Below are 25798 nucleotides of genomic sequence, written 5' to 3'. Positions count from 1 at the left end.
TTTTTAATACCACTGATTGTCTCGATTTTCATTTTTGTCCTCATCAATACAACATTAATAAACTCAATACGGTGCTTAACAGAGTAACGAAGTACGTTGGTAATTGCTGGCCTTTCGGGCAGCTTTTATCTCTTTACCAGTACTTAATATTATTCATTGGGTTAACGAGGATATCCCAAAGGATACGGGCTAATTTTGAATGTATGTTTCATATAACTCAAATTTTTTTAGTGAACGTTGGCACTAGAGTAGATTTACACACCGATAAACACCATAAACCAAAGTTAAGCCTTAATTTTTCGTCACGCTTGGTCAAAACGGTAAAAGGGGGGAAACACCGTAAGTGAAAATTCTTAGCTGAGATCAAATATTGCTCATAAATTAGCTAGCTCATTATTTATTTTTGATATGTTTTAGTGATAATATTCGCAAACAATATAATTATCATTCTCATTTATATTTACTAGGGATAACTATGACTTTGCAATATCACTACACCCTTATTGCCGCCGGTGTTTGTGCGGCTTTATCTTCATTTAGCGCTACAGCAGCAGACAATAAAACAGATACCATGGTCGTCAGTGCGTCAGGCTTCTCGCAACAACTGCGTGATGCTCCTGCTAGTGTGACCGTGATCAGTGCAGACCAATTACAAAATAAACCTGTCCGTGACCTCGCCGATGCCGTTAAAGACGTGGAAGGGGTGAGTATCGTTGGTGCTGCCAACAAACAAGATATTAATATCCGTGGCTTACCCGGCGAATATACTTTGATATTGGTCGATGGACGTCGTCAAAACAGCCGTGAATCACGTCCAAATGGGAGCGGTGGTTTTGAAGCGGGCTTTATGCCACCTGTCGAAGCGATTGAACGCATCGAAGTGATCCGTGGTCCTATGTCCTCCCTGTATGGTTCTGATGCGATGGGTGGTGTTATCAATATCATCACCAAAAAAGTGACCAATGAATGGCATGGTAGCGTCACAACGGGTGCGATTATCCAAGAAAATAGTGATAGCGGTAATTCAACCGACGGTAACTTCTACCTATCTGGCCCATTAATTCAAGATAAACTCGGCCTGCAATTGTATGGTGGTGGTAACTACCGTCAGGAAGATAAAATCTTAGAAGGTCATCATCAACGTGATAACCGCAGCTTAACAGCCAAATTAACCTTTACACCACAAGAGAACCAAACGTTCTTATTAGAAGCGGGTCGTAGCACCCAAGAGAAAACATCGACACCAGGTAAATCTGGATCTGAATATGAAATTCGTGGTGGGGACAAGCAATATAATTCCAAAGAAGAGTGGCATAATGACCGCAACCATGCAGCTCTGACTTATAAAGGTGAGTGGGATTCTTTTAATACTGAACTCAGTGTTTACCAAGAAAAAACCAAACGTAAAATAAAATCCCAAGACCGTAATCAAACAACAGGGCATTGGGAAGGCGGTTATGAAGACCGCGTACCCGAAATCACCAATACCGTTGTTGATGGAAAAGTGGTGGCTTTCCTGCCGGACAACATCTTAACCGTCGGCGGGCAATATCAGTACTCAAAACTCAAAGACAGCTCCTTGGTCTCAAAAGGCGTAATGGAAAAAACCAGTATGTCAGTCGATCAATCAGCACTGTTTGTCGAAAATGAATTTACCGCAACGGATGATCTGATCTTAACCGGTGGACTACGTTTAGATCACCACGAAACTTATGGCAACCATTGGAACCCAAGGGGTTATGCCGTTTATTATCTGACGGATGAGATCACCATTAAAGGGGGCGTTTCTTCAGCTTTCCGTGCACCTACATTACGTGAAATCAGTAAAGGCTATGGCACCTCTACCCAAGGTGGTAACGGGATTATCTACGGTAATCCAGACCTCAAACCGGAAAAAAGTGTTAGTGAAGAAATCAGTATTGCCTATAACCATGAATCTGGCTTTAATGCGAGCTTAACGTTCTTTAATACCGACTTCAAAAACAAGCTAACTAGCTACTCACTTAATCAAGCCGATCCTAACCACCCTAACCTCACGTTATATACCTACGATAATGTGGGTAAAGCGAACATCAAAGGTGTTGAAGTTGCAACAGGTATTCCTATCGCACAGGATTGGAACCTCAACCTAAATTACACATACACCGATTCCGAACGTAAAAGTGATGATGAGAAATTAGGTAACGGTATTTCCTTAAAAGGTTATCCATTGGATAAAACACCAAAACATATTGCTAATGCGAAATTGGATTGGAACTTCAATGAAGATCTCACTTTATACACACGTGCGCATTATGAAGGAAAACAGGTGTGGGCAGCACAACGTAATGGTTCTAAAGTGCCTCGCTATCGTAGTGGCTATACCACTATGGATGTCGGCGCAACCTATCAATTATTTAAAAACACTAAACTGAACTTTGCGGTGCTAAATATTGGTAATGAAAAAGGACCTAAAATTGATAAAGTTGATGGCAACTGGGATGTTGAAGACGGACGCCGTTATTGGGCGAACGTTAACGTTAGTTTCTAATTAACTCTGAGGGTATGCCTGTTTCAGGTATACCCTCAAAACCCTTAAATAGACTCAATAAATGAATAAAATCATATTAAGTGGCATATTGCTGTGTATGACCAGTTCCGCATTTTCCCGCCCAAGCCAGACTATCCCGAGTATGGACGAGCAAGTCAGCCAATTTTATGATATCCAACAAACGGATATGGCCTACGGTGACCGTGCGCTGCGCATTTACAGTGCAGTGCCCTATAATATCACCGCACAACGCCCTGTCCTGTATATGCTTGATGGCAATGGCTTATATCCTAAAGCCGTTAATCGCGCTGTTGAAAAGCTGCCAGCGGATAAACTACCGATTATTATTGGGATTGGTTACCCCATTGACGAAGCCTTTCCAAAAGCATGGCGAACTTACGACTATACCCCACCCGTTGCCGGTGAAGATTTTAAACAAGGGGGCGGCTCCCCTGCGCTATACCAATATTTAACTGACACAGTCCGCCCATGGGCAGAACAACGGTTTCCTATTGATAAAAGCAAGCAAACCCTATTTGGCCATTCATTTGGCGGATTATTTACCTTGATGGCATACCAACAACAGCCGGATGATTTCCAGTTTTATGTTTCTGCCAGCCCGTCATTATGGTGGGGCAAAGGAAGTATGGTGGATTTAGCAAAATTGACAGCTAAACAGGCCAGTTCCCCCCTGTTTGTGACTTTAGGTGGTTTAGAAGAGAGCCCTGATTTATCCAAACTGAGCGCCGAACAAGTGCAAAATTACCAAGCGCGCAAAAGTTGGATTAGCACACGCCAAGTTTGCACTGAGATTGCAAACCACCAAAGGTACTGTAAATTTACGTTATTCGACGGCAAAAACCACGGTTCTGTGATCCCCGATGCTATCGATAAAGCCCTTGATGTCGCTAGCCAATAAGACTAATTGATGGGTTTTAGGAGATCGCTGTAGAGCTCTGCTAGAACCCCCTTTTCGCCAAATTCTTTGCGGATCCACTGCGTCACAAGCCCAGTAGCTGAATGTTGTGTGGCTAATAGCATATGGGAATCTTGTCGTGGGTTCTGAATTTGTTTTGTTACCAACAAACCATGTTTAACATGGTCTTTGATCATATAATCGGGTAAAAAGCCAATCCCTTCACCGAGTATCTGACACTGGCATTTAGTATTAAAATCAGGAACTTGAATTGCCTCTTGCCCATGTAGTAGCCAACCCACCCGCTTATTAATGGTATGCGCGGTATCCTCTACCATAATATTTGGATAAAGACGCAACTGGCTCTCAGCGATGGGCTCTGGCATCAGCGCCAAAGGGTGAGTTGCCGCTATAGCAAATTGCCAGTGAATCGCACCAATTTCAGTGTAGTCAATTCCACCGCCATCCATCAAAGTACCCGGAGCGCCAATCGCAATATCCGCATGGTTATTAATAATGGCATCCCAAACCCCATTGTACACTTCTGTTGTCACTGTAATGTGGCAGGTAGCAAACTGTTTTTTTAATATTTGCAATAACCTAGCGGTATGATACGGCGTATATAATAACTGATTAATACAAATACGTACCCGCGCTTCAATACCTTGCTCAATAGAATAAATACTTTTTTGAATGGAATGGAAATTATTAAGCAAGTCGGTTGCTTTGCGGTAAAAATAATAACCGGCTTCGGTGAGTTCAATATTACGGGTATTACGAATAAATAACGCCACATCTAAATAGGTTTCGATACGTTTGATGGTATAACTCACCGCGGAGGTGGTCACGCCTAATTCTTCCGCTGCTTTACTAAAACTCGCAAACTTCGCCGCTGTTGTGTAAGTCAGTAAGTTTTCTTCCGTAAAAATTGAGTTCATACCCACCGCCAAAAATGTTTAAAATTTAGACAAATCATATTTTTATGTGAATAAAATTCAATAACGTAAAAATCAGATTATTTTTCGAGCACATTTTTATAGCTTAACAGAATTATTAACAACTGGAATAGATTAAATTTGATATGCATTTTCGCCAAGTAAAAACCACACCTTTAAAGTAACTATTAATATTCGAAATACCTAATATTATTGAATTAAATAGGCAAACCAAGTATTAACATTCGATACTATTGCGATCAATAAAATTACAAATTTAACAAATTAAAAACTTTCAATTTGATGTCTATCACAGAACTGAGTAAATCATGATTTTCGATTTTAATTAACAAAGAAAATCACACAATTCGGGTCAAAAAATGGCCATAAACTATCAAATAACGATTAAAAATAATGCTCACACGCACAAAAAAGCCGGATTATTGAATTTAATTCAACAATCAAACGCCTCATTGATGAATTAAATTTAAACGGATTCTTTTTATTAATGACAATTGCTATGCTCTAATCATTATATATTCGAAGTCACCTTTAAATTGTCTTTATCTATGTTGGTAATAAAAACCAACCTAAGGGGAAAATGATGACCGCTAGTACTCTCGCTCACGATTTTTTAACCGCCGCTGAACAAGGACAATTAGAAATATTAAAAAGTTGTCTTGAAAAAGGTGTGGATATTAATACCACCAACCGTCAGGGCCGTACAGCTATCGTCAATGCCAGCCTAAATAAACATTATGAATGTGTTTCTTTTCTGATTAATGCAGGGGCGGATATTAATAAACAAGACCAAACGTGTTTTAACCCTTTCTTATTAAGTTGCCTTAATAATGACCTCACTTTATTGCGTATTGTCTTGCCTGCAAAACCAAATTTAGATTTATTGACCCGTTTTGGTGGTGTGGGAATTACACCTGCTAGTGAAAAAGGCCATGTAGAAATTGTTCGTGAATTACTTGAAAAAACCGATATTAATGTCAACCACACCAACTTTGTAGGTTGGACACCACTATTAGAAGCTATCGTACTCAACGACGGTGGCGAAAAACAGCAGCAAATCGTTAAATTGCTATTAGACCATGGCGCAAACCCTCACATGACTGATAAATATGGTAAAAAACCATTAGAGCTAGCTCGTGAAAAAGGCTATAACGAGATTGCTGAGTTACTGATTGCAGCTGGAGCCTAGCGAAATCATAGACTCTAAATAGGATAAGGAGGCATGTGAACGCATCCATATCTCATCGGCAAAGGTTATACGGGCTAACGGCTGATACACATTTTCTCAATCTGTTAAATCAGCCACAACCCCAAGGAACGGTAGAACAAGTATTTAATAAAGCCATTAACTTTTCTATTGATAATGTACTTTATACTTTGCTTTGTTCTCAATTAGATAATGCACCAAATAGTTGCCGATTAATCAATAAAGACTTTTCTCTTTTCGATATTAAAGAAGGAGAGACTATTAATTTATCAAATAAAGAAATATTGATTGGTAGTCATTATTTAATATCATTTTCTTTATGTAAAGAATGGCGGAAACCAGTTATCAACTTTAGTGATAACGAACTGAAGAAATCAAATTATTTATTATATATCGAAGAACAAATAAGTAATTTGGATTTAATCTTAACTGAAAATAAAAATTCTCTATTTAAATATCAGGGAGATAACTTTTTTTATCTCTCTATGACAGAGCAATTGGTTCAATTACGCTCTGAATTGATTGAGTCAATAATTAAGAAAAATAAAGAAAATATTATTTATGTGATCCGCCAGTTTGTTGGATTAGGTATCGGGCTAACACCTTCAGGAGATGATTACTTAGTTGGGTTAATGGCATTTTTATTATTAACCGGTCACCCGGCTGCCACTTTTTACCCTGAGTTTTATCAAGGAATAACCCAAAGCTTAAGCCAGACGACACCTATCAGTGCCATCACATTAGAAAAAGCATTAAACCGAGAATATCGCGAAAATATGCAGCAATTAATTCAATCATTAGTTGATGCGAAAGAAACAAATATTTATCCACAATTTTTAGAGATTTTAAATATCGGGTCGAGTTCTGGCAGCGACATGCTATTTGGCTTGCGAGATGCCCTGTATATCACCCATTATTTCGGAGAAAACTATGTCGACTAAAGTTGTCATAAAAAAGAATACCTATTTTGATTCCGTATCACTGATGTCTATTTCGACAAAAGCCAATCAACTCGACAATGTTGAGCAAGCGTTCGTCGCAATGGCAACAGAGATGAACAAAGGTGTTTTACGTAATTTAGGTTTACTAACACCTGAATTAGAAGAGGCTAAAAATGGCGATTTAATGATTGTCATTAAAGGCCCAAGTGATGAAGCTAACGAAGCCACATTAATTGCTATCGAAGATTTATTTAATAAGAAAAATCAAGGCGGCGGGCAGCATGAAGCCAAATACGCCACCATTAATTCAGCGAAAACACATATCCCAGATGCCAACCTTGCCGTCATTTCAGTAAATGGTCAGTTTGCTGCCCGTGAAGCACGCATTGCGTTAGAAAATGACCTCAATGTCATGCTATTTTCCGATAACGTCTCCATTGAAGATGAACTCGCACTTAAACAGCTGGCTAGCAAAAAAGGCTTACTGATGATGGGCCCTGACTGTGGAACTGCCATTATCAACGGAACCGCGCTGTGCTTTGGTAATAGCGTTCGCCGTGGCAGCATTGGCATCATCGGTGCATCCGGTACGGGTAGCCAAGAACTTAGCGTCCGTATTCACGAATTTGGCGCAGGGGTTTCCCAATTAATTGGTACTGGTGGTCGCGATTTAAGCGAGAAAATTGGCGGTATCATGATGATTGACGCCCTGAAAATGCTCGATGCGGATGATGAAACCCAAGTTATCGCATTGATCTCTAAGCCACCAGCTCCTAACGTTGCGAAAAAAGTGTTAGAACAAGCGGAAAAATGCCACAAACCGGTTGTTGTGTGTTTCTTAGGTAGCCAACCACTACCAGAAGACAAACCCGGTCTAACCTTTGCTCAGGGCACCAAAGAAGCCGCACTGAAAGCCGTTCTATTAACCGGTATTCGCAAAGAAGATTTAGATTTACACCCTCTTAATTTACCACTTATTGACGAAGTCAGAGCAAAACTGAAACCTGAGCAGAAATATATTCGTGGCTTATTCTGTGGTGGAACGCTATGTGATGAAGCCATGTTTGCGGCATTGGAAAAATACGATGATGTTTACAGCAATATTCAGCCAAACCCTGATTATCGCTTAAAAGACCTAAACAAAAGTATTGCGCACACTTTCCTCGACTTTGGTGATGACGACTTTACCAACGGTAAACCGCACCCAATGATCGACCCTACCAACCGCATTGAACGCTTATTACAAGAGGCTCGCGACCCTGAAGTTGGCGTCATTATGATGGACTTCGTTTTGGGCTTTGGTTCTCACGAAGACCCAGTAGGCGTGATGATCGACGCAATTAAAGAAGCGAAGAATATTGCCAAACAAGATGGGCGTGAATTAGAAATTTTAGGCTATGTGCTGGGTACTGACCAAGACACACCGTCGATGGATGCGCAGGTCAAAATGCTAACAGATGCCGGCGTTATCTGGGCAAGTAGCAGCACCAATACTGGTTTATTAGGGCGTGAGTTTGTATGGAAAGGGGAGAAAGCATAATGACTTCATTATTTAAGCAGCCATTAAATGTCATCAATGTTGGCATCGAAATGTTCAGTGATGACCTAAAAAAACAACATGTTCCAGTTACGCATTTAAACTGGACTCCTCCCGGACAAGGCAACGTTGCGGTTATCCGCGCCCTCGACCAAATTGAAGGTGATGCCGCACTACAAGAAAAAATTGCGGCCGCCAATGCCCAAGCGCTTGAGCGCATTATTCAATCTCAACCTGTGTTAATCGGTTACGACCAAGCGATTAATGTGGTTCCGGGCATGACCAAAAATACTATCCTACACGCAGGCCCACCGGTTGCTTGGAAAGATATGTGTGGCGCTATGAAAGGTGCGGTGACGGGAGCGCTGGTTTTTGAAGGCTTAGCGAAAGACTTAGCCGATGCAGAACGTGTTGCGGCCTCGGGAGATATCATTTTCTCCCCTTGCCATGAACACGATTGTGTAGGTTCGATGGCTGGTGTCACTTCAGCATCGATGTTTATGCATATCGTTGAAAATAAAACCTATGGCAACCGTGCATTCACTAACCTCAGTGAGCAAATGGCGAAAATCCTGCGCATGGGTGCCAATGACCAAAGTGTAATAGACCGTTTAAATTGGATGCGTGATGTATTAGGCCCAATGCTGCGCGACGCAATGAAAATCGTTGGTGAAATCGACCTGCGTTTGATGCTTGCTCAAGCACTGCATATGGGCGATGAGTGCCATAACCGCAACAATGCAGGGACAACCTTACTGATTCAAGCGCTTACAACAGGGATCATTCAAACTGATTTCTCTGTCGCCCAGCAAAAAGAAGTATTTGATTTTGTTGCAAGCAGCGATTACTTCTCCGGCCCAACGTGGATGGCGATGTGTAAAGCATCAATGGATGCGGCTCACGGTATCGAATACAGCACTGTTGTCACGACCATGGCGCGTAATGGCTATGAATTTGGTTTACGCATTAGTGGACTACCAGGTCAATGGTTCACAGGGCCTTCTCAGCAAGTTATCGGCCCAATGTTTGCAGGCTACAAACCTGAAGACTCTGGTTTAGATATCGGTGACTCCGCAATCACAGAAACCTACGGTATTGGCGGTTTTGCTATGGCAACAGCGCCAGCTATTGTGGCACTCGTTGGCGGTACGGTAGAAGAAGCGGTCGATTTCTCTCGCCAAATGCGTGAAATCACCTTAGGTGAGAACCCGAACGTGACTATTCCATTACTGGGCTTTATGGGTATCCCTACAGCTATTGATATTACGAAGGTTTCAGCCAGTGGTATTTTACCTGTTATCAACACAGCCATTGCCCATAAAGATGCGGGCATCGGTATGATTGGGGCAGGTATTGTTCACCCGCCGTTTGATTGCTTTGAAAAAGCGATGTTGGCCTACGCACAAAAATACGCTTAGTTTCCAGTAAGAAAAAATAACGCCCGACTAAAGTCGGGCAATAAAAATAGAACGAATACCCTGATTGATTTTATTTGAAAAACAGTGCTGTAACTCAAAATATAGGAACATACCCTAAATAATTTGAATTGCAGCTAGGCGGCAAGTAAACGAGACCCTAGGAGCATATATAGGTATGTGACTAGGACAAGTGAATGCAGCCAACAACGCTGCGGTTCAAAGTATGACGGGTATACAAGGGTACACAGGGGAACACTTAAAATGAGTATATTAAAAATAAAATGGAAACGTGGGGATTTGGCCGCCTACTTTGGCTTAATGACCAATAACCTAACCAACCTACTCACCATGATGGGTCTCTTGATTTTCGTTGTCGGCATCCCATCAGAAATTGTTTACGGCCGTATCGCACCAGCCTTTGGTTTCGCTGTTTTACTTGCCAGCGTGAGCTATGCTTACTTTGGCCAGCAAATGATAAAGCAAACTGGACGCAATGATGTCACCGCTTTACCATCAGGGCCGAGTGCGCCTTCTATCTTTACGGTGACGTTCTTAGTCATCATGCCTGTCTACCAAACAACACAGAATGCTGAATTTGCGATCCAAATTGCGCTAGTTTGGTGTTTTGTCGAATCAATGATCCTCGTCGGTGGTTCTTTCTTAGGTGAAACCATCCGTAAGATGATCCCACGCACCGTACTGTTATCCTGTTTGTCCGGTTTAGGATTACTGTTACTAGCGATGAACCCGATGCTGCAAGCGTTTGAAGCACCAACGGTTTCATTCATTGTGCTGTTATTAATTTTCATTAACTGGTTTGGTAAAAAACCGATTTTTGCTCGCATCCCAACTGGCTTATTGCTGCTAATTGCCGGTACGGTATTGGCATGGGTTTCTGGCTTGCAAAGTGCGGAAGCAATCAAAGACTCAATGGCGTCATTTGGTTTCAACCCGCCGGGCATCCATATTGATAGCTTCTTCCAAGGCCTGCCACACGCTCTGCCTTACTTAGCGTCTGCGGTACCACTTGGCTTAGCAAACTATATCTTCGACCTTGAAAATATTGAAAGTGCGCATGCTGCAGGTGATGAATATAATACTCGTAAGGTCATGTTAGCTAACGGTTTATCGTCTACAGTTGGCTGTTTTATGGGTAACCCATTCCCTGTCACTGTTTACGTCGGCCATGCGGGTTGGAAAGCCATGGGCGCTAGCGTAGGTTATACCCTAGCATCCGGTATCACTATGTTTATCGTCCCATTATTCGGTATCGGTGCCTTTATGTTAGCTATCATTCCAATGACCGCTATCGTGCCAATACTGGTGTTTATCGGTGTCGTCACCGCCAACCAAGTTGTGCGAGAAACGCCAAAAATTGAAGTTCCCGTTATCTTTATCTGTCTATTCCCATGGATTGCTAACTGGGCATTGACGATGGTTAATAGTGTCATGGGCGCGGCGGGCACCTCTGCGAGTGCAATTGGTGTTGAAACCTTGCTACACAAAGGTGTTTATTACCAAGGTCTAGTTCATTTAGGTAACGGTGCGCCGTTAGCCAGTATGTTATGGGGCTGTATTGCTATCTTTGCTATCCTCAACCAACCACTGCGTGGAGCCATTGCTGCTGCAGCGGGAGCAATATTAGTATTCTTCGGAATTATTCACTCCCCAGCGGTCGGAATTGCTACTGGTTCAACCTTGATGTTTGTTTACGCATACCTCATGATGGCAGCTTTATTTGTACTCAAACACTTTTTAGATAGCCGGAAATCGGTGGAAGAACAACAAGCTGAAAAATCTGAGAAACTCAGTAAGTCAGTGTAACTAAGCCAACCTTTTATAGTAGGTGTGCGCTGTACACCTACTATCAGCTAAATCTCTGTCTCAGGAAACATTAACAATGAAAGAACTCGTGGTTGTTGCCATCGGGGGCAACAGTATTATCAAAGATAACAACAGCCAGTCTATCGAAGCTCAAGAAAAAGCCGTTCAAGAAGTCGCACATCATATTAGTGACATGCTTGAAGGTAATTACAACATTGTTTTGACCCATGGAAATGGACCTCAAGTTGGATTAGATTTGCGCCGTGCAGAAATTGCACACGAAACCGAAGGTTTACCTTTAACACCGCTGGCTAACTGTGTGGCAGATACTCAAGGTGGAATTGGCTATTTAGTTCAACAAGCTTTGACTAACGTCTTAGCAAAACGCCATAACCGCCAAGCAATTACGGTAGTGACACAAGTTGAAGTCGATAAAAACGACCCAAACTTTAGCGCGCCAACCAAGCCGATTGGGGCATTTTTTACTGAGCAACAAGCTCAGCAATTACAGCAAGAAAACCCTAACTGGCATTTTGTTGAAGACTCTGGTCGCGGTTACCGCCGTGTGGTGGCCTCCCCCGAACCAAAACGTGTGATTGAATCACAAGCGATCCGCACTTTAACAGAACACAATTATGTGGTGGTTGCTGCAGGTGGTGGCGGTATTCCAGTCATTGATAACGGCAATGGTGGCTACAAAAGTGTTGACGCGGTGATTGATAAAGACCTCTCAACAACTTTACTGGCGAAAGAGCTCAATGCCGATATTTTAATTATCACCACAGGTGTCGAAAAAGTGTGTATTCACTTCGGCAAACCTGAACAAAAAGCACTTGGCGAAACCAGCACTAGCGACATGCAACGCTACATGGAAGAAGGCCATTTCCCAGCGGGTAGCATGTTACCGAAGATTGAAGCTAGCCTATCGTTTATTGCTAATGGCGGTAAACGTGTGATCATCACCACCCCTGAAAAGCTACCAGAAGCCTTACGCGGTGAAACGGGAACCCATATTGTTCAAGGGTAAGTTTCTATAATCTGGATCATGCGAATTTTTTGTTAGTCGCAAACCGCAATATTCCTCAGATCGTTTGATGACGATCTGAGTGGGTAAGTGTCGCTTAAAAACAGGAAATTCGACAGTAAATGGATATCACTAGGAGTTTCTATGAAAGCAGAAAAATCATCAGGCAGAAGAGAGTTCCTTTCCACCAGCGCTAAAGTCGCAGCCGCTTGCACTTTATTCGGCGCGGTATCGGGCTTTGCCTCCGCTCAAGACCAAACTAGCCAAAAAGCAGGCCAGTCCAGTATTACGGATAAACATTATTACCTCGATGACGTATTACTCGAAACTGGCTTTAATTACCAAGATTCAACGGTCGTCGGCACCCAAACCGCATTACACACTGTAGAAATCCGGGACGGTAAAATTGCAGCCGTTTTACCGAATAAACAGCATGCTGATGGCACATTAAATGCCTATAGTGCGCAAGGCAGACTGATGCTACCGGCCTTTCGTGACATGCATATCCACCTTGATAAAACTTTCTATGGCGGGCCATGGCAAGCGCCACAGTCACGTGAAGGCAAAACCATTATGGATATGATCGCGTTAGAGCAAAAATTGCTACCTGAATTACAACCTTTCACGGAAGAAAGAGCGAATGCGCTGATCGCACTGATCCAATCCCAAGGATCGACCATTGCTCGTAGCCATTGTAATATCGAACCCGTTTCCGGTTTAAAAAATTTAGAAGCCTTACAAAAAGTGCTTGGTGAACACCAACAAGACCTAACTTGCGAAATTGTCGCCTTTCCGCAACATGGTTTATTACATTCCAAGTCAGAGGGTTTAATGCGTGAAGCCATGCAAGCGGGCGCTCATTACGTTGGCGGTTTAGACCCAACCAATGTAGATAGCGCGATGGAAAAGTCTCTCGATTCGATGTTCCAAATTGCATTGGACTACAACAAAGGCGTGGATATTCATCTGCATGAAACGAGCCCTGCAGGCGTTGCCGCTATCAATTATATGATTAAAACGGTGGATGAAAACCGCAGCTTACGCGGTAAAGTGACCATCAGCCATGCCTTTGCACTGGCAACACTCACCCCTGAACAAGCGGAAAAAACGGCAAAACAGTTGGCTGAGCAGCAAATCACCATTGCTTCAACTGTTCCAATTGGCACACTGCATATGCCACTGAAAACCCTAAATAAAAATGGGGTATTTGTGATGACCGGAACGGATAGTGTGATTGACCATTGGTCGCCCTTTGGCCTAGGCGATATGCTAGAAAAAGCCAATTTATACGCGCAGCTTTATACTCGCCCTGATGAGCTATCGCTATCCCGTTCACTGGCCATCGCAACAGGCAATATTCTACCGTTAGATGAAAAAGGCCAACAAGTGTGGCCAGCTAAAGGGGATGATGCCAGCTTTGTGCTGCTTGATGCATCTTGTTCTGCCGAAGCAGTCGCACGGATCTCACCAAGGTTCGCGAGCTTCCATAAAGGCCATTTAGCCCACGGAATGATGCCAAAGTCCGCTTCATAGTGATAAAAGAATAGCGTCTATAGACGCTATTCTTGCCACGTTATTTTTTCAGTTTGAGCGTATTAAAGATTAAATCTAATAAACCTGAGTTATCTACGGATTGCAGCACAGTAATTGGCTTTGTTTTTGGTTCAGGAACTCCGACCCGTAGGCGCAGTGCGTCATAACAAAAGCTTTTACCGCGCAGCGCTCCCTGTAGCTCAATACCTACGTGCTTTTTATCATAAGTCACCAGACTCTTATCCAATAACCATGCCACGGTTAACACATCATGTATCCAACACCCTGCTAAATGACGAGTCGCACGTGAATAGTCCATCCACGGTCGCATTGTTGCCACAAGAAAACGGCTCAGTGGTGTACCAATTTGAGCAAGCTTATCAAGATCCTCATGCACCATTTGCGTTTGTACGGTGACATCCATTGGCACTAAAGTCAGATTTGCTCCACTATTAAGCACCGCGTAGGCCGCTTCAGGGTCGATGCCAAAATTAGTGTCTTTCAAGTACCCCGGCACGTTAAAAACCGCCCCCATGATCACTATCTCCGCCACGTTTTGAGCCATGTCAGGAAACAGCTGCATTGCTATTGCGATATTGGTTAATGGGCCAATGGCAATAATCGTGATTTGTTTCGGGTTTTGGCAAACTAATTCACCAATACGTAACGCGGCTTCTGGGATAGACTTCGGTAAACTGGGTATGGGTGGAAGACCGTCCCATAGGTGCGTAAGTTGCGCTCGTTCAGCGCCGTTATCGAGTAGTTCACGCCATGCCGCGCTAGTTTCAACCAAGGCTGACGATGCACCACGATAAACAGGAATATTTTCACCCAGTGAATGAACTAAATGGCTGGCAACGTCAAAGCCAATTTCGCTAGGTGTATTACCCGAAACAGTGGTGATCATTTCCAATTTGATTTCAGGTGCAGCGATAGCCAGTGCAAGTGCTAGGCCATCATCAACATTCGCACCAACGACCCCATTACCGGGGTCGCAATCTATAATCACTCGCATAAATTTCCCTGAAACAATAAATAATCAGCACCCACATGAGTGCCCGATTTGTAATTCAAATTCCACTTCACAGATGGCTTCTTTAGATGGCCAATTTTGTAAAATTTGTATCGCTCTTTGCGCTATTTTATCAACAGGCTGGCGAACAGTTGTGAGAGTTGGAACGGTATATTCTGATTGCACGGTACCGTTAAAACACACCAGTGCAATGTCTTCCGGTACGCGTAATTTTAATTCTGCTAAGGCTTTTAAACAGCCAAAAGCTTGCAATTCATTCGTGGCAAAAATAGCTTCAGGGAACCCCTCTTCCCGCATCTGATAGATAGCCTGGTAGCCCCAAACGCGGGTATATTCCCCTGATAAAATCCATTTTTGTTGTATCGTTAAGTCAGCTTCTGTGAGTGCAGCTTTCCAACCATTTAAGCGGTCTTGGGTATTGAGCATCTCATTTGGGCCGCAAATAATGCCAATATTTTGATAGCCATGCTTAATGAGATGACGAGTAATTTTATAGGCTGCGAGCTTCTCATTCACTTGAATGGTACTGATCCCTTCTGTGGCTTCAATCCTATCAAGCATCACACAAGGCGTGCCTGATGACTGAATTAAATCAACATAGGGATGCCGGTCAACACTGGTATAAATGAGGCCTTCAACTTGTCTTAACAAAAGGTTATTAATCAGTTCTTTTTCACGAACCCGAGAATCCCCCGCATCACCCAGCAACAAAACATGCCCATATTTAAACGCTTCTCGCTGCAAGGCATGAGCAATAGAGGCTAAAAACGGGTTAGAGATATCGGGGATCACTAACCCATAGGTTTGCGTGCTCCCCGAAGCTAGGGCTTTTGCAATACCATTTGGCCGATACCCCGTTTTTTTGATTGCTGCTAACACCTTTTGCCGCGTTGCCTCTGCAACAGGACGAGGGCCATTGTTAATCACATAACTGACTACCGCAACCGAGGTTCCGGCTTCGCGGGCAACATCTACCCGCGTCACTTTACGGTCATTTGTATCTGACACCCAGCAATTCCTTTTTCTAACATGACTTTGCCAAAGAATAGCAGCCACTCTGACTTTTATATACAGCCATGCTTACTTATATCGCATCTTCTGGCAGATTTAGGTCACGGCCTCGCGTTTCCGGTGCAAAGAATGTGGTCACTAAACCAATACATGCCATTGCAATAAAATAAACGGCAATTGGCCACCACTGACCTGTCCAAGACAACAGTGCAGATGCCACTAATGGAGCTGTACCTCCGGATAAAATAGAGCCGAGTTCTTTAGCAAAGGCCATTTTAGTATAGCGATTACGCACGCCAAATAATTCTACGCCCCAAGCCGCTTGTACCCCGAAAATGCCCAGTGATGCTAACCCCATTCCAACCACTATCGTCGGGATAACGATCATCGGTTCGCGAGAGTCTAATAACATAAACGCGGGTACGGCATACAGCATCAATAGGAAACAGAACCAACGATAAACAATACGGCGCCCAAATTTATCTGATAACCACCCTGCAAATGGAATGATGGCAAAACCAAGGATTGAAGCAATTAAAACCGCCGTTGTTGGCACAGATTTATCCACTAACAATATTTTGGTGACATAACCGATAATAAAGCCTTGAGCAAGATAAGATGGCCCATTTTCACCAATACGCAACCCGACCATGGTCCAAAATGCCCGCGTTTTTTGCCAAAATGAACGGTTATCTACAGGGTGAGCGACAGCATCAGATTCCAATGCGAGGCGGCGTTCTTCAGCAAGTTGCTCTTTTTGCCGCTCAAAAACTGGCGTCTCACGCATATGTTGACGAATAAATAATGCCGCCAATGCAATCAAAATACTGCCAAGGAAAGGGATCCGCCATCCCCATGACATCAAACTTTCTTTGTCCATTTGTAACACTATCAGCCAAATCATTGAGGCCAGTAATGTTCCACTGTTGGAGCCTAATGCAATAATCGAAGAAACTAAACCACGGCGTTTTACTGGCGCATATTCCCCCAACATCACAGTACCACCGGATAGTTCAGCCCCCGCTCCTAGCCCTTGAGCAAACCTTAGGATCACCAAACAAACAGGTGCCCAAACACCAATTTGTGCATGGCTGGGTATTGCACCAATTAATGTAGTCGATAGCCCCATCAATGCAATCGTGATGACCATAACCATTTTTCGGCCATGTTTATCACCTAGCCAACCAAAAAATAACGCACCTATTGGACGTGCGATAAACCCGACTGAATAGGCTGCAAAACTGGATAACAGCGCCATAATAGGCGTTGCATCAGGGAAGAAAACATCACCGAAAATAATACCTGCTGCTAAACCATAGAGAGCAAAATCCGCATATTCCATGGTTGTGCCTAACCAACAAGAAAAAATCGCCCGACGGAAATCTTTTTTTCCTTCTGGCGTACTTAACCGTTCTTGCGCGGCTTGTTGACTCGCCTCGATATTTAATTGTGTAGCCATAGTGATAAACCCTTGGTGTTGGCGCGAAGCCTATTAATCAAAAAATCTAACTGGCGTTTTTTATTTACTTAAAGGATAGTCTACGCGCGTAGAATTAAGCAAACGAGGGTATGCTATTTTGTGAGCGTTATCACTTGATGACAAAAATATGAATTTTAGATGACTGAAATAACACGATAGGAAATAAATAAACAAAAGCCATGCTCGAATAAATACCATGGCTTTCTGTTTTTATTTGACACACAATAGATACTCGACAATATCCTGTAAATTATACCATTTCATCCAAATTTCATCCTGAATAGGGACTTTAGTATATTGCTCAATGGCTGCTATCAACTCTAACATTTCCAAAGAATCAATATGCAAATCTCTTATTAGGGCTGAGTCCATGGTAAAAGATTCCGTTATTCCTGAATAAGTCCGGATTTCCTTAATTTTATTTTCTACCCATTGTTGCTGAATTAAATTCTGTGCTGTCATTTCTTAACCTTTTTCAGAACGGGTAGTATTATCGTTATAGCGTTCTTTATCTGCTTGATTACGGGTTAACGCCCCCATCTCCGTTAACGTGACTGATTGGCTTGTTTTCGCATCAGATAACTGCCACGTTATCCTCTTTTCTCCTGTTACTTCATCAACAATTTCTGTAGATTTAAAGCTGCTACTGAATGTATTGGTATTATTGGGGATCCCCATTTTTTCCGTACTTGACGCTATCGGCCCACTCGCATAACGTTCTTTATCAGCTTGGTTACGGGTTAGCGCCCCATGACCTGATAAGGTGATATTTTTTTCTTCCGGAACTTTAGCTTGCCAACTTTTTTTCGTTTCACCCGTCATCTTGTCAGTAACTTCAACTAATTCGAAGCGTCTCGCTGACACCATTGGTTTAGGAAGTAACGCGTTTATATCGGGACTAAACTTAGACTCAGCAGATGCTAATGGTTTGCTACTGGCATGTGCAGATGGATCCCGCGAACCGTCCAGAATGCTTTGGCGCAACTCATCAGCCAAAGAATGCCCCTTTTCCACTGCGTTTCTAGCTAATGCCACCTGTGGATTATTATTAACTTGAGGAATATCTAACGTGCTTTTAAACCTAAGTATACTGGGCTTATTGTCACCCTCTTCGGGGCTATTTTTTTGAACTGACTCGGGTGTTCGGCTATCTACTGTTTTATTTTCAAACTGGCTCGTTTTTGTTCCGTCGTTATTCACAGCAACCAGTTCTTTTAGTATCACATCAGATTTATAAGGAGTTGAAGCCGAACTATTAGGTGATATAACAGAACTCGTGCCACCATCCACACTATCTTCTGGCTTAACATTTTTCTCGGAGCATGGTGTTATCACATTTTCAGTCTTAATATCCGTATTTATAGAAATACTCAACTGCCCCATAATTTCGATTTGTTGTTCCAACGCTGAAAATATATTATGTACCTGCAAAAGTCTATCAACTGATTTATCAGCTTTATGTTTTATCAGCTGTTTTTTTGCTTCTATAATTAACTCTTCTTTTGTTTTTTGAAGAGATGCATCGAATAATTTATCTATCGGTAACTCTTCGATGGTTTTTTCAGATAAAAAAGGTCTTAATTTTTCTTTAATTGCAGGATAAACATATTTATCAGTAAAGCGTTGGTTAAGTTCATCAATATTTTTATCGCTCAAGATATTATCAAAAAGCTCTGCTTCAAGCGCTTTTTGCGATGATTTAAGCACTTGCTTAAGATCTTTATCACTATTACTTTTATTAACTTGCTTAATTAATTCTGCAGCGCAGTCTAATACCTTTGACCCTTTAATTTCATCCGGAGTCAATAGCGTTAAAACAATGAGTGCATTTTCAGGTTGATACTGCAATTTTTGCCCTTGAAGACTACCAGCATGCCCCAAATTCAGGGTTTTGGTTATCATTTCCAAACTGATACTAGATTTATTTTCAATTAATAGCGATTCAATTATATTCGCCTGTAACTTTTGGTTGTTCGAGTGTAAATCCTCAGCATTACCTGAAAGATTAAATGTTTTATCAATAGCCTGTTCTTTTAAAGGAAAATGAACTTCCTGGCCTACGTTATTAACTGAATTTATATCATTTGAAAATGATATTGGCCGATCATTTTTTTTGGATACTGGTAATGCATTATTTACAGCTGATGTCGTGTTAATTTTCCCCATCCCTTCACCTTATTAATATATAATAATATTTCTAAAACTATTTATCCTACGAAAAAAACCGATATTCATCTATTACATATTGACATAGCCATTATTATATTGTTGTAAGTCTTTATATAATTGAATAAGTAACTGAGTTAAAGTTTCAAAGTGACTATTATCTTGTCGAAAGGTTTCTAATAAACGAGATACGGAGCTATTAATCGCATTTTTTTGGCTATCTATCGCTGTTTGTAAACTTTGAAACTCTTGAGACATAATGTCACTACCATCATTCCATGCGCCGGATGAGTGATTAATCGCATGAAACATCTCTTTGACTGGCTTTAAATCAGGGTAAATACACAGTTTTCCATTACTCTGTTTTATCACGAACCCTTGGTCTGTCAATTTTTTTCCCCAGAACTCGTATTCTTTTGTACCGCCTTTAATCTCCATTAGCGGTTTGGCCTTATAGAGATTGGGGCTCCAATCGCCATAATAATCACCATAACTTTTTAAATTAAGTGATTTTTTTATATTTGCTACTTTAGCATGTAGCTCATTATACTCACTTAATTTACCTTTCATTCCAATCACAAGCAGGTCTCCCATCTCCTTTATTTGTTTTTGTAATTTTTTTACCTCTTCTGTTTCACCAAGAACCTCAATCTTCATACTCGTACCAGAGTATTTCGACACAATGCTATCCATATCACTCATTACATGCTCTTTGGCAAATTTTATCTTGCCATCATCCCCGGCTTTCATATGACGAGACAGCTTACTGGCTAGCGTGTTCATATCTTGCATATATTGAGTTGACGCCTTAACTAATTCACCGTATTTTTTTTGATAATCCGTATGAATATTATCAATCAAATCAGTCAGCCTATTAATATGCGAGCGGCCATCTTCGAGAGTCTCCGTTCTTCTCGTGGCTCTTAATGCTTTAGCCTCCTCATAAGCATCATTTGCGCTCTTATTTTCACGTACCAACATTCTTGCCCTAAGCTGTATATTTTCAGGGGAATCATTTTGTGGTCGTTGCTGATAAACCCCCTCCGGTACGCTATATTGCATTTGTCGGAACACATCCAGCACTTGTTGGTGAGGCATAAGTGACTCATCAAAAGTAATCCCCCCCCCAAAAAGGGGGAGGTGTGGTTGCTCTGTTGATGTCGCCTGCGGCGAAAAATGAGAAATGTTGTCTAGACGAGAAGGAGATGTAATATCCATTCTTTAGCCTCTCACCATACTTTGCATTGTTCTTAGGCTACCTTCACGAATTTCACGTAAATGTTCTTGCATTTGTTTCGCAAGGTCCTGGCTCTTATCGATTTGCTTGTCTTTATCTGAATAAACTGAACGTGCAGTATCCGCAACGGATTGTTCAATCATTTTATCCGCTTCCGCCGATTTCACATTGACTTGATTTGACGCCGTCGCGAGTTGACCCGCATTGTCTGACATTCGAGAAGCTTGCTCTGCCACCCCCATTTGCACACGAGTTTTATTCATGATTTGGTCGTGCTTCTCATGCTGTGAGGCACCCAAATCTCTTGTACGTTTACCAGCCTCTTCAATCCTTTGATTTGAAAGGTTTTTTTGACTTTGTGAAGCTTGATTACCCAGCGTCACTGTTGAGCCATCTTTACCCGCCAGACTCAATGTATTCGGCTTCGTTGAGACGCTCTCTGTATTTCCATTTAACCCCGATAACTTACTAGCACCACTGATATTTTTATTGCCTGGTATCAAGTTATGTTTTATCGATTGCTGTTGCTGGCGCAGCCCTCTTGCTTGGAAGGCTCCGCCAGCAGCTGTAATTGCAAGAGCCGTAAAAAAGCCCATCATAGCCCCTTTAAAGGTTTCTTTACCTTCACGAATCGTTGAATCCGCAGAAGCTTGTACCATTTTGGCATTTAATTGCAGAAACTCCGCACTAATACGACGATCTGAAATGTTTATCTCTGCCATCACTTTGCGAATAATTTTCGACAACTCCACCAGTAAGTCATTACTAATAATTCCAACAAACGTGTTGTTTTTAATGCCATCAATAGGCTCTTGACCTTTATTACCACCTTCAACCTGCCTAGAAGGCGAATCTTTGAAGAAACTGCTGGCAATCAATAATTGAACAGCTTGAGACATTTGTTTTAAATCGGCTTCATCTGGAAGCTGAGCATCTCCAACTAATTGTTCAATATGACTTTTTTCTTCTTCTAATACCTTGCCAATTGCCTGTCGAATATTTTCTGGTGTCAGTGTTCGAAAAGTATGAAGATCATCCAATGTGGCTAATTTATCGGAATTCGTTAACGCAGAAATGTCCGCTAGCATCTGGTCATCATGCATTGAAAATTGAACCATTTTTAATAATGGCTTATCCATCACCATCTCAGCCCCTGACGCCATTGCATGCACATCATTTAAATGCACGCTTTGCAGTAAAGGAATGGCTACTGTTTTTGTATTACTGTTAATTGTCGGGGAAACGCTACTAAAACTGACAGGCTTATGAAATAAAACTGGCTTATTTGATTCTGATTGAATATTAAGACTCATTTGATAAATTCCTATATTAACTACGCAAAGCGGGCTGTTTTCAGCATATTGACTTTCGTTTGACCTGATTGATTTAATGACGCCAGCATTCCGCTAAACATTTCCTCAAATTTCTCATAGTTTTGAGACATGGACTTCAGTAGATTTTTTAATAACTCATCCAACGCTTGAATGGTTTCACTGTTAAGCATCATATCTGCAAGCATTTCTTTCATATCTCGAATTTGCCCCGCGGCATGCAAATTTAGCCCTCCGGTTGTTGCCGTATTCGCAACCATCAATGTCGCTCCAGTCCCCTTCATACCCACTTCAAGGCGAGCCACTGCAACGCTTTGCGTTTTAGCCGTGTTTACGGCTTTATCTGAGGTTTTGGTGATATCCGTAATATTGTCTGCTTGGTCTGCCGCTTTATCGGCCGCTTTCACGGTGTCTTTTATGTCATCAGCTTTTCTCGCTACCTTAGTGGTAGTTTTTACTGCTTGCTGTAAGTCATCAATACTATCGGCCAACTTGTTAAATTTAGTGAGCACCACCATATTATCCGCCGATTTTCCTACCTTACCGGCTCCATTCGCGATATTACCTAAGGCATTCATTAAACTATTTGGCATCGATTTAATAATGCTTTTCAATAATGTTCCTGCGTTTTTAGCAAGCGTTTTTACTGAGTTACTGGCAATATTGCCGATGTTTTTCGCAAAAGATGACATAGAAGCTAATGAAAGCGCTAGAAATGCGATTGCCGCCAAAATCATTCCAACAATACTGCCAATTTGTTTCGCTTTTTCCTCTGAGACACCAAAAGTCATCAGCATGTCGGTAACAACACTAGAAATTTCAGCCGCTAGCATCTGCATAAGGCTACTTTGTCCCGTTTCTTCCAAAACGATATCAGCCACTGAGATAGCAATACCGATAGCAGCAACTGCAAGCGTTAGTGGTGCAGCGGCGCCAAAAGTCGCAACAGTGGCGACAACAGACACAGCAAGCATCACATAGCTAAAAATTTTACTCGCACAAGAGGCCGCTTTGTTCGCTTCATCAGCTTTACGCTGTGCTTCTTCCGCCTCTTTGGCTTTTTTATCTGAATCTTTGCGAGAAGCTTCATTGACTGTTGCCATCACGGCTTCTTGCTCTTTCATATTGCGAATCGAATCTTCATTCATCGCCTTTTTAAGTTGAGCGGTTAACATCGTAAGCAGTGCCAGCGTGTTTTCCCATTTTTCACCATCAATCTCGACTCGTCGTGGCGCTGTTTCTACAAATTGATTGAGTTTTTTTGCATCCTCACCTGCACTTTTCGCATAATTACCAGCCGACTCAAGCAAGTTATCGATTTTGGTGCCTAAATTTGTAATTTTTGTATTTTCTGCCTTAATTTTCTCTTGGTTTCCACCCTTCAAAGACTTGAGATTCGCTAAACGCTCTTTACTTTCGGCACGCTCTTGTATTAAAGCATTAGCTTCGTTATTAAGTGCACTGGCCTTGTCCGTATTACTTGTAAAAGAACTTAATAAATCATTTCCTTTTTCTCGAAGTGTATTTGATTCTATATTTAACAATTGGAGGCGATTAGCTAGCTCACTAATATTCCCTTCATGTAATAACTGGCGTAATGCCGTAAGGCTACCAACAAGTACTGAAGCCGCATTAAACCCCTCTTCTTTTAGGAATAATTTTTCTTCTTTTGCCGCGGCTGCCTTGAACATAACGGATAAATTATTTTTAGGTGCAGGTAATTGTGGTGCATTTTCAATACGGCTGCGTTTCATCTGCTCTGTTGACGTTAATTCTTCACACGCCATTTCTAAAGCTAATACCGACTTGATGCACTCATCCCCTAATCCAATAGGATTACTGCCTTGTAGAAATGTATGAATATTATTTATTCGTTCATTACTTGAATTGATAATTTGAACCATATAATTTTCTCTACGTTATATTAGGATTTTTATTTTCTAAATTTGTCTTTTCTAGTTTTTTTTCTAATGCGGCTAAATAAGCTTGAGATTTATTTTTTAAATCAATATCTGTACTGCTTTTTACAACGCTTTCAAAACAATGAATTGCAGCACTGCTTTTTTTCATCATTAAATTGCACTGTCCTGCATGGAATAGTGGGCGGTAATCATTTTTTGCCAATACAAATGCGAGAGCATATAATTCAGTTGCTTTGTCATACCGTTTCGTTAATTGATAGACAGCAGCAAGTCCCATCACATAATCTGTATTATAGAAATCATAAATACTTAAAAATCGGAAAAAAGTTTCTGCTTCTTTTAATTTACCTTGTTGATAGAATTCGTATGCATAGGAATAAATGCCATCCATTGTACTTTGTGGGATCCCGTGAATATCTTTATAAGTTGCACCATCCATTAGTGCAGTTGTAATATTGTCAAGTAATTCTTCCATATCAGATTGTTGAAAACTCTCTGTTTCCGCATTATTCATATATTTACCTTATTGTTGATATGCAACGCATAACATATACTTTATGCTTGCATCATAATTAACCGATTTAGTTCTTTCTTTAAAAAAACGATTTAAGTAATAAATAAATTATTAATTAAATTCGCTATTATTTTTCAAATATGCCTCGTTCTCTGATATTTTCTCTAATGCTTTATCAATATCGACTCCCATTTTTACTAATTCTATACGGATTAACCATGATATTATTTGCATAACATCCTCTAGTCCTTTTTCATCGATAAAACTATCATTTTTATATGACCGCCATATTTGCCTTGCTAAAACGATATCCCTAATAACGGGAACACCTTGTTGTTCCGCGTATTTAATAATTGCTTTTGCTTGTGCGCCTTTACTTTTAGAGAATAAAAAGGGTAATGGTGCAATATTCGAATCATAATAAATAAGCAATGCAATATGCGTTGGATTTGCCATTACAAATGTTGAATTACGAACATTTGATTTAACCTCTTCAGACAGTAATTCCTGATGCATTCCTCGACGTGCACTTTTGATATGAGGATCACCTTCATTATCTTTGTATTCCTTTTTAACCTCTTGCTTTTCCATTTTTAAGTTTTTAATATACAAAAAGAATTCAGCTATTGCGTCAACCAAGATAATAATAAGAGCAACTGCAAGAAAGACGACAATAAATGTTACGCACAAACTAACCCATTGGCTAATCATCCCATTAATCATTGTTCGGTAGAGCATAAAAATATCTTTACGCCAAACAATAAAAAAGACTAATGTTGATATAATAAAAACAATTAAATACAAAATCGCCTTAATTAACTCTTTCAATGAATTCAATGAAAATATTTTTTTAAACCCTGCAATAGGATTTAACTTAGTAAAATCAAGCTTTATTGCTTCACTGGCCAATCTAAATCGACTTTGTAATAAAGAAATAATTGTACCGGATAAAAAACAAGTAAATAGAACAGGTAAAACAATACTTAAAAATATCGTGAAGAATTGCCAAAGTAGTGCATCAATTTTTATCTCCGTTGGAGATAAAAATATTTTTCGCATTAACCCACCCAGTTCATATAAACTAGATACGCCTTCAATAACAAATGCACTTACGACTAATACAATTGCCGCAACGCTATCTTTACTCTTAAAACTTTGCCCTTTTTTAGCTGAGTCTCTAATTTTTTTATCAGTAGGTTTTTCTGTTTTTTCAGCCAT

Annotated in this window: 20 protein-coding genes; 9 read left to right on the top strand and 11 right to left on the bottom strand. The window is 41.1% G+C overall.

All coding sequences use genetic code 11. From position 1 onward, the window contains the following. Nucleotides 1-475: 475 nt before the first annotated feature. Both SJ312_RS12100 and SJ312_RS12095 read left to right on the top strand, forming a co-directional pair. Nucleotides 476-2530, top strand: coding sequence for a TonB-dependent receptor domain-containing protein (locus tag SJ312_RS12100; protein ID WP_110592703.1), 2055 nt, complete (start codon nucleotides 476-478; stop codon nucleotides 2528-2530). Between the two features lie 61 nt (nucleotides 2531-2591). Then, a complete protein-coding gene (locus SJ312_RS12095) occupies nucleotides 2592-3449 on the top strand; it encodes an alpha/beta hydrolase (protein ID WP_319867817.1) in 858 nt (285 codons plus the stop codon). 2 nt (nucleotides 3450-3451) lie between these two features. Here SJ312_RS12095 and SJ312_RS12090 read toward each other — a convergent pair whose 3' ends face one another. Continuing rightward, complete coding sequence (locus SJ312_RS12090) at nucleotides 3452-4384, bottom strand: LysR substrate-binding domain-containing protein (RefSeq protein WP_319867815.1); 933 nt, start codon at nucleotides 4382-4384, stop codon at nucleotides 3452-3454. A 601-nt stretch (nucleotides 4385-4985) separates the two neighbouring features. Between SJ312_RS12090 and SJ312_RS12085 the strand changes: the two genes are divergently transcribed. The 7 genes from SJ312_RS12085 to SJ312_RS12055 all read left to right on the top strand — a co-directional run bounded on the left by SJ312_RS12085 (nucleotide 4986) and on the right by SJ312_RS12055 (nucleotide 13886). Next, nucleotides 4986-5591, top strand: a complete 606-nt coding sequence (locus SJ312_RS12085) for an ankyrin repeat domain-containing protein (RefSeq protein ID WP_036958612.1) — start codon at nucleotides 4986-4988, stop codon at nucleotides 5589-5591. Between the two features lie 35 nt (nucleotides 5592-5626). Beyond that, nucleotides 5627-6550, top strand: a complete 924-nt coding sequence (locus SJ312_RS12080) for a DUF2877 domain-containing protein (protein ID WP_165879119.1) — start codon at nucleotides 5627-5629, stop codon at nucleotides 6548-6550. Next, complete coding sequence (fdrA, locus tag SJ312_RS12075; protein ID WP_004262956.1) at nucleotides 6540-8090, top strand: acyl-CoA synthetase FdrA; 1551 nt, start codon at nucleotides 6540-6542, stop codon at nucleotides 8088-8090. Before SJ312_RS12080 ends, fdrA begins: the two co-directional genes overlap by 11 nt. After that, entirely contained in the window at nucleotides 8090-9505 is a 1416-nt protein-coding gene (locus tag SJ312_RS12070) for a DUF1116 domain-containing protein (RefSeq protein ID WP_110592706.1), read from the top strand. Before fdrA ends, SJ312_RS12070 begins: the two co-directional genes overlap by 1 nt. A gap of 261 nt (nucleotides 9506-9766) precedes the next feature. Beyond that, nucleotides 9767-11329: a xanthine permease gene (locus tag SJ312_RS12065; protein ID WP_110592707.1), complete on the top strand. Its 1563-nt coding sequence runs from the start codon at nucleotides 9767-9769 to the stop codon at nucleotides 11327-11329. Between the two features lie 76 nt (nucleotides 11330-11405). Beyond that, a complete protein-coding gene (locus SJ312_RS12060) occupies nucleotides 11406-12356 on the top strand; it encodes a carbamate kinase family protein (RefSeq protein WP_004262965.1) in 951 nt (316 codons plus the stop codon). A 141-nt stretch (nucleotides 12357-12497) separates the two neighbouring features. Further along, on the top strand, nucleotides 12498-13886 hold the full coding sequence (locus SJ312_RS12055; RefSeq protein ID WP_165879120.1) for an amidohydrolase family protein: 1389 nt from the start codon (nucleotides 12498-12500) through the stop codon (nucleotides 13884-13886). 40 nt (nucleotides 13887-13926) lie between these two features. Here SJ312_RS12055 and SJ312_RS12050 read toward each other — a convergent pair whose 3' ends face one another. The 10 genes from SJ312_RS12050 to SJ312_RS12005 form a co-directional block, all read right to left on the bottom strand. Further along, nucleotides 13927-14901 carry a nucleoside hydrolase gene (locus SJ312_RS12050; RefSeq protein ID WP_110592708.1) on the bottom strand — a complete coding sequence of 325 codons (975 nt, stop codon included), beginning with the start codon at nucleotides 14899-14901 and terminating at the stop codon, nucleotides 13927-13929. A gap of 24 nt (nucleotides 14902-14925) precedes the next feature. Beyond that, complete coding sequence (locus SJ312_RS12045; RefSeq protein ID WP_109912339.1) at nucleotides 14926-15927, bottom strand: LacI family DNA-binding transcriptional regulator; 1002 nt, start codon at nucleotides 15925-15927, stop codon at nucleotides 14926-14928. Between the two features lie 76 nt (nucleotides 15928-16003). After that, complete coding sequence (locus SJ312_RS12040; RefSeq protein WP_153673281.1) at nucleotides 16004-17389, bottom strand: MFS transporter; 1386 nt, start codon at nucleotides 17387-17389, stop codon at nucleotides 16004-16006. Nucleotides 17390-17620: 231 nt separating this feature from the next. Further along, nucleotides 17621-17872: an acyl carrier protein gene (locus tag SJ312_RS12035; RefSeq protein ID WP_110592711.1), complete on the bottom strand. Its 252-nt coding sequence runs from the start codon at nucleotides 17870-17872 to the stop codon at nucleotides 17621-17623. 3 nt (nucleotides 17873-17875) lie between these two features. Then, complete coding sequence (locus SJ312_RS12030; protein ID WP_165879121.1) at nucleotides 17876-19576, bottom strand: hypothetical protein; 1701 nt, start codon at nucleotides 19574-19576, stop codon at nucleotides 17876-17878. A 72-nt stretch (nucleotides 19577-19648) separates the two neighbouring features. Further along, a complete protein-coding gene (locus tag SJ312_RS12025; RefSeq protein ID WP_319867809.1) occupies nucleotides 19649-20794 on the bottom strand; it encodes a hypothetical protein in 1146 nt (381 codons plus the stop codon). A gap of 3 nt (nucleotides 20795-20797) precedes the next feature. Beyond that, nucleotides 20798-22126, bottom strand: a complete 1329-nt coding sequence (locus SJ312_RS12020; RefSeq protein WP_110592714.1) for a type III secretion target, IpaC/SipC family protein — start codon at nucleotides 22124-22126, stop codon at nucleotides 20798-20800. 20 nt (nucleotides 22127-22146) lie between these two features. Further along, entirely contained in the window at nucleotides 22147-24048 is a 1902-nt protein-coding gene (gene sctE, locus SJ312_RS12015; RefSeq protein ID WP_153673284.1) for a type III secretion system translocon subunit SctE, read from the bottom strand. 10 nt (nucleotides 24049-24058) lie between these two features. Then, on the bottom strand, nucleotides 24059-24580 hold the full coding sequence (gene sicA, locus SJ312_RS12010) for a type III secretion system translocator chaperone SicA (RefSeq protein ID WP_110592716.1): 522 nt from the start codon (nucleotides 24578-24580) through the stop codon (nucleotides 24059-24061). Between the two features lie 111 nt (nucleotides 24581-24691). After that, a complete protein-coding gene (locus SJ312_RS12005; protein WP_187710659.1) occupies nucleotides 24692-25798 on the bottom strand; it encodes an EscU/YscU/HrcU family type III secretion system export apparatus switch protein in 1107 nt (368 codons plus the stop codon).

This window comes from Providencia sp. CIM-Carb-044 (assembly GCF_033901115.1).
GTDB classification, from domain to species: domain Bacteria; phylum Pseudomonadota; class Gammaproteobacteria; order Enterobacterales; family Enterobacteriaceae; genus Providencia; species Providencia hangzhouensis.
This window is presented reverse-complemented; position numbering and strand designations above follow the sequence as displayed.

Coding starts and splice junctions, on each gene's coding strand:
- sicA (WP_110592716.1), bottom strand. CDS start 24,580: ATGAATAATGCGGAAACAGAGAGTTTTCAACAATCTGATATGGAAGAA.
- SJ312_RS12055 (WP_165879120.1), top strand. CDS start 12,498: ATGAAAGCAGAAAAATCATCAGGCAGAAGAGAGTTCCTTTCCACCAGC.
- SJ312_RS12030 (WP_165879121.1), bottom strand. CDS start 19,576: ATGGGGAAAATTAACACGACATCAGCTGTAAATAATGCATTACCAGTA.
- SJ312_RS12025 (WP_319867809.1), bottom strand. CDS start 20,794: ATGGATATTACATCTCCTTCTCGTCTAGACAACATTTCTCATTTTTCG.
- SJ312_RS12070 (WP_110592706.1), top strand. CDS start 8,090: ATGACTTCATTATTTAAGCAGCCATTAAATGTCATCAATGTTGGCATC.
- SJ312_RS12035 (WP_110592711.1), bottom strand. CDS start 17,872: ATGACAGCACAGAATTTAATTCAGCAACAATGGGTAGAAAATAAAATT.
- fdrA (WP_004262956.1), top strand. CDS start 6,540: ATGTCGACTAAAGTTGTCATAAAAAAGAATACCTATTTTGATTCCGTA.
- SJ312_RS12020 (WP_110592714.1), bottom strand. CDS start 22,126: ATGAGTCTTAATATTCAATCAGAATCAAATAAGCCAGTTTTATTTCAT.
- SJ312_RS12090 (WP_319867815.1), bottom strand. CDS start 4,384: ATGAACTCAATTTTTACGGAAGAAAACTTACTGACTTACACAACAGCG.
- SJ312_RS12100 (WP_110592703.1), top strand. CDS start 476: ATGACTTTGCAATATCACTACACCCTTATTGCCGCCGGTGTTTGTGCG.
- SJ312_RS12060 (WP_004262965.1), top strand. CDS start 11,406: ATGAAAGAACTCGTGGTTGTTGCCATCGGGGGCAACAGTATTATCAAA.
- SJ312_RS12065 (WP_110592707.1), top strand. CDS start 9,767: ATGAGTATATTAAAAATAAAATGGAAACGTGGGGATTTGGCCGCCTAC.
- SJ312_RS12005 (WP_187710659.1), bottom strand. CDS start 25,798: ATGGCTGAAAAAACAGAAAAACCTACTGATAAAAAAATTAGAGACTCA.
- SJ312_RS12040 (WP_153673281.1), bottom strand. CDS start 17,389: ATGGCTACACAATTAAATATCGAGGCGAGTCAACAAGCCGCGCAAGAA.
- sctE (WP_153673284.1), bottom strand. CDS start 24,048: ATGGTTCAAATTATCAATTCAAGTAATGAACGAATAAATAATATTCAT.
- SJ312_RS12085 (WP_036958612.1), top strand. CDS start 4,986: ATGACCGCTAGTACTCTCGCTCACGATTTTTTAACCGCCGCTGAACAA.
- SJ312_RS12050 (WP_110592708.1), bottom strand. CDS start 14,901: ATGCGAGTGATTATAGATTGCGACCCCGGTAATGGGGTCGTTGGTGCG.
- SJ312_RS12095 (WP_319867817.1), top strand. CDS start 2,592: ATGAATAAAATCATATTAAGTGGCATATTGCTGTGTATGACCAGTTCC.